Here is a 4,747-nt window from a genome sequence, read left to right as displayed (position 1 = left end):
CCTGCGTGCGGTGTCGCGTGAGTGCGGTGTGTCGATGTTCATGACGTTGTTGGCCGCGTACGCGGTGTTGTTGGGGCGGTATGCGGGGTCGGAGGACGTGGTGGTGGGCACGCCGGTGGCGAACCGGAACCGTGCCGAGACGGAGGATCTGATCGGGTTCTTCGTGAACACGTTGGTGATGCGGACGGATCTGTCGGGTGATCCGTCGTTCCGTGAGGTGCTGGGGCGGGTGCGGGAGACGGCTCTGGGTGCGTACGCGCATCAGGATGTGCCGTTCGAGCAGGTCGTGGACGCGTTGGTGGCCGACCGGGACCGTTCGCGCACGCCGTTGTTCCAGGCCCTGCTCAACTACGACTTCGCGGAGACCCCGGACGGCGGCGGCACCGACCTCACCGCCGCCGACGCGGCAGACGGCGGTGTCGTCGCGAAGTTCGACCTGCGGCTGGTGCTCAGTGACGGCGGAAGCGGCCTGGCCGGGGAGTTCGAGTACAGCACCGCGCTCTTCGACGCCGCGACGATCGAGCGGATGTCGGGCCACCTCGTCACCCTGCTGACCGCCGTGGCCCGGGACGCCGGGGAGACGCTGTCCCGGCTGCCGGTCCTCACCCCCGCCGAGCGGCGCCAGGTGCTGCGGGACTGGAACGACACCGACGCGCCCGTGCCGTCGGCGGCCGGACCGCACGAACTGATCGCCGCGCGGGCCGCGGCCGCCCCGGACACCGTGGCGGTCGTCGCGGGCGCCGAGACCCTCACCTACGGCGGTCTGATGGCCCGGGCCAACCGGCTCGCGCACTACCTGCGCGGCATCGGCGTGGGCACCGAGTCGGTGGTCGCCGTCTGCCTGCCCCGCGGCGCCGACACCATCGTGGCCGTCCTCGCCGTCTGGCAGGCCGGCGGCGCCTACCTGCCACTGGACCCCGAATACCCCGTCGAACGACTGGCGTTCATGCTCGCCGACAGCGGCGCCACCGTGCTCGTGGGCACCGAGGACCTGGTCGACGAACTGCCCGTCGGCCGGCTGCGGACCGTCGTCCTGGACGACCCGGCCGTACGGGCCGCGGTGACCGCCATGCCGGCCGACACGCCCGGCGCCGCCGCGCTCCCGGACCAACTGGCGTACGTGATCTACACCTCCGGTTCGACGGGTCGGCCGAAGGGCGTACAGGTCACCCACGCGGGCGTCGTCAACTACGTCACCTCCGTCGTGGACCGCGCCGGGTGGACCGACGGCGGCCGGTTCGGCCTGCTCCAGCCCGTGGTCACCGACCTCGGCAACACCGTCGTCTTCGGCTGCCTGGCCTCCGGCGGAACCCTGCACGTCCTGGACGCCGCCGCTGCGGTCGACGGACGCGCGGTCGCCGCCCACCTCACCACCTGGGCCGTCGACTGGATCAAGGTCGTGCCCTCGCACCTCGCGGCGCTGGCCGCCGACGCCGGCCTGGCCTGGGTGCTCCCCGCCCGCGGAGTCATGCTCGGCGGGGAAAGCGCCGCACCGGACTGGCTGGCCACCCTGATCGAGGCTGCCGGGGACCGTGCCGTCGTCAACCACTACGGACCGACCGAGTCCACGATCGGCGTCCTCACCGGCCCCCTGACAGCCGACGTGCTCGACACGGGAGTGGTGCCACTGGGCGGGCCACTGGCCAACACCCGGGTCCACGTCCTGGACGCGGCGCTGCGGCCCGTACCCGTGGGCGTGCCGGGCGAGTTGTTCGTCTCCGGCGCACAGGTCGCGCGCGGCTACCGCGGCCGCCCGGCCCTCACCGCCGAACGGTTCCTGCCCGACCCGTTCGGGCCGGCCGGGACGCGGATGTACCGCACCGGCGACCGCGTGCGCCGACTGCCCGACGGCCGCCTCGAGTTCCTCGGCCGCACCGACCAGCAGCTCAAGGTACGCGGCTTCCGCATCGAACCCGGCGAGGTCGAGGCGGTACTCGCCACCCACCCGGGCATCAGGTCCGCGGTGGTCACCGCCGACGGCGAGGGCAGCGAACGCCGCCTGGTGGCCTACCTTGTGCCGGCGGACCGGGACGAGGGCGCCCCCGCGGCTGCCGAACTGCGCCCCTACGTCACCGCGCGACTGCCCGAGTACATGATGCCGTCGGTCGTCGTGGAACTGGCCGAGTTCCCCCTCACGGCGAACGGCAAGACCGACCACGCCGCCCTCCCCGCGCCCGGCAGCGTACGACGGGACCCGGCCGGCCTGGTGGCAGCGCGCACCGAGACCGAACGGGTCCTCGCCGAGGTGTGGGCACAGGTCCTCGGCGTGGAACGGGTCGGCGCCGAGGACAACTTCTTCGACCTGGGCGGCCACTCGCTGCTCGCCACCCAGGTGATCTCCCGTATCCGCGAGGTGTTCGGGGCCGAGGTCCCCCTGTCGGCGCTGTTCGACCGGCCGACCGTACGCGAACTCGCCTCCACGGTGGACGGCTCGGCCACCGGCACGGCCGCCCCGCCGGTCGTCGCCGTCGACCGCGACCAGCCACTGCCCCTGTCCTTCGCCCAGCAACGCCTCTGGTTCCTCGCCGAGTTGGAACCCGGCTCCACCGAGTACAACCTGTCCACCACCCTGCGCCGGCCCGGCACCCTCGACCTCCCGGCCCTGCACCACGCCCTGACCACTCTGGTGGCCCGGCACGAGGTGCTGCGGACCAGGCTGGTGGCAGGCCAGGACGGGGTGGCGCACCAGGTGATCGACGAACCGACGCCCTTCCCCCTGCCCCTGGTCGACCTGTCCGCCGAACCCGACCCACGGGCAGCCGCGCGGGCGTTCCTGGAGGCGGACGCCCGCCGCCCCTTCGACCTGTCCGCCGGACCCCTGATCCGCGGCACCCTCCTCAAGGTCGCCGACGACGACCACGTGCTGGCGCTCGCACTCCACCACGTCGTGTCCGACGACTGGTCCGGCCGCATCCTGCGGGACGAGATCACCACGCTGTACGACGCGTTCCGCGCGGGCGACCCCGACCCGCTGCCGCCCCTTCCGGTGCAGTACGCCGACTTCGCCCTCTGGCAACGCCAGTGGCTCACCGGCGACGTCCTGGACGAACAGCTCTCCTACTGGCGCACCACGCTGGCGGGCGCCCCGACCCTGGAACTGCCCACCGACCGCCCCCGCCCGCCCGTACGCTCCAGCGACGGCGGCACGGTGGACTTCCGGATACCCGTCAGTACGGCACAACGGCTGCGCCACCTGACCCGCGAGAGCGGCACCACCCTGTCGATGACACTGCTCGCCGCGGTGAACGTCCTGCTCGGCCGGTACGCCGGCACCGACGACGTGGTCCTGGGCACCCCCGTGGCCAACCGCAACCGGGCGGAGACCGAGAACCTGATCGGGTTCTTCGTGAACACCCTGGTGATGCGGACGGACCTGTCCGGCGACCCGTCGTTCCGGGAACTGCTGGGCCGCGTGAGGGAGACGGCCCTCGGCGCGTACGCCCACCAGGACCTGCCCTTCGAGCAGGTCGTCGACGCGCTGTCCGTCGAGCGCGACCGCTCCCGCAGCCCCCTCTTCCAGGTCCTCTTCGACTACGACAACGGACACTCCCGCAGCGCCGACACACCGGACCGACCCGACCAGCAGGCCTCGGCACTGCCGGTCCGGTTCGACCTCGTGGTCACCCTCGGGGAGGCCGACGGCACCCTCGTGGGGGAACTCCAGTACAGCACCGCCCTGTTCGACCCCGAGACGATCGAACGGCTGGCCGGCCACCTGATCGTCCTGCTGGACGCCGTCGCCACCGACGCCGACCGACGCATCGGTGACCTGCCCCTGCTGACCGCCCCCGAACGCGAGGACGCCCTCAACGGCTGGAACGACACGTCCCGGGTGTTGCCCTCGGTGGGCGGGGTGCACGAGTTGATCGCCGCCCGTGCGGCCGAGGCTCCGCAGGCGACGGCCGTTGTGTGCGGTGAAGCATCGCTGACCTACGGCGAGTTGATGGAGCGGGCCAACCAACTGGCCCACCACCTGCGCACGCTCGGCGTCGGAGCCGAGTCGGTCGTCGGCCTGTGCCTGCCGCGTGGTGTCGACATGGTGGTGGCCGTGCTGGCGGTGTGGCAGGCCGGCGGCGCGTATCTGCCCCTCGACCCCGAATACCCGGCCGACCGTCTGCGGTTCATGCTCACCGACAGCGGCGCTTCGGTGCTCGTGGGACAGCGGTCCCTGGCCGGCGACCTACCGGCCGACACCGCCGTGTGGCTGGACGCCCCCGACGTCCGGCGCGCCCTGGACAGCCAGCCGGTCACCGCACCCGAGGTCGTCGTGCATCCGGAGCAGTTGGCGTATGTGATTTATACGTCGGGTTCGACGGGGCGGCCGAAGGGTGTGCAGGTTGCTCATGGTGGTGTGGTGAATCTGGCGGTGGCGCAGGGTGGGTTGTTCGGTGTGGGTGTGGGGGAGGGTGTGTTGCAGTTCGCGTCGTTTGGTTTTGACGCGGCGGTGTCGGAGTTGGTGGTGGCGTTGGTGGCGGGTGGGGTGTTGGTGGTGGCGTCTGCTGAGGAGCGGGCGGATGTGGGGTTGTTGGCGGGGTTGGTGCGGGGGTGTGGGGTGCGGGTGGCGACGTTGCCGCCGTCGTTGTTGTCGGTGTTGGAGCCGGCGGATCTGGTGGGGTTGCGGACGTTGGTGACGGCGGGTGAGCGGTTGGATGGTGGGTTGGCTGGGGTGTGGGGTGAGTGGTTCCGGTTGGTGAATGCGTATGGGCCGACTGAGGCGACGGTGTGTGCGAGTGCTGCCGTGCTGGAG

At 72.0% G+C, this 4,747-nt stretch carries 1 protein-coding gene; it reads left to right on the top strand.

Annotated elements, in window-relative coordinates; translation table 11 throughout:
• Nucleotides 1-10: 10 nt before the first annotated feature.
• A partial coding sequence (locus tag MB828_RS09210) for a non-ribosomal peptide synthetase (RefSeq protein ID WP_301647756.1) occupies nt 11-4,747 on the top strand: 4,737 nt, incomplete at its 3' end.

It is taken from the genome of Streptomyces arenae, assembly GCF_022343545.1.
Classification (GTDB): domain Bacteria; phylum Actinomycetota; class Actinomycetes; order Streptomycetales; family Streptomycetaceae; genus Streptomyces; species Streptomyces humi.
This window is presented reverse-complemented; position numbering and strand designations above follow the sequence as displayed.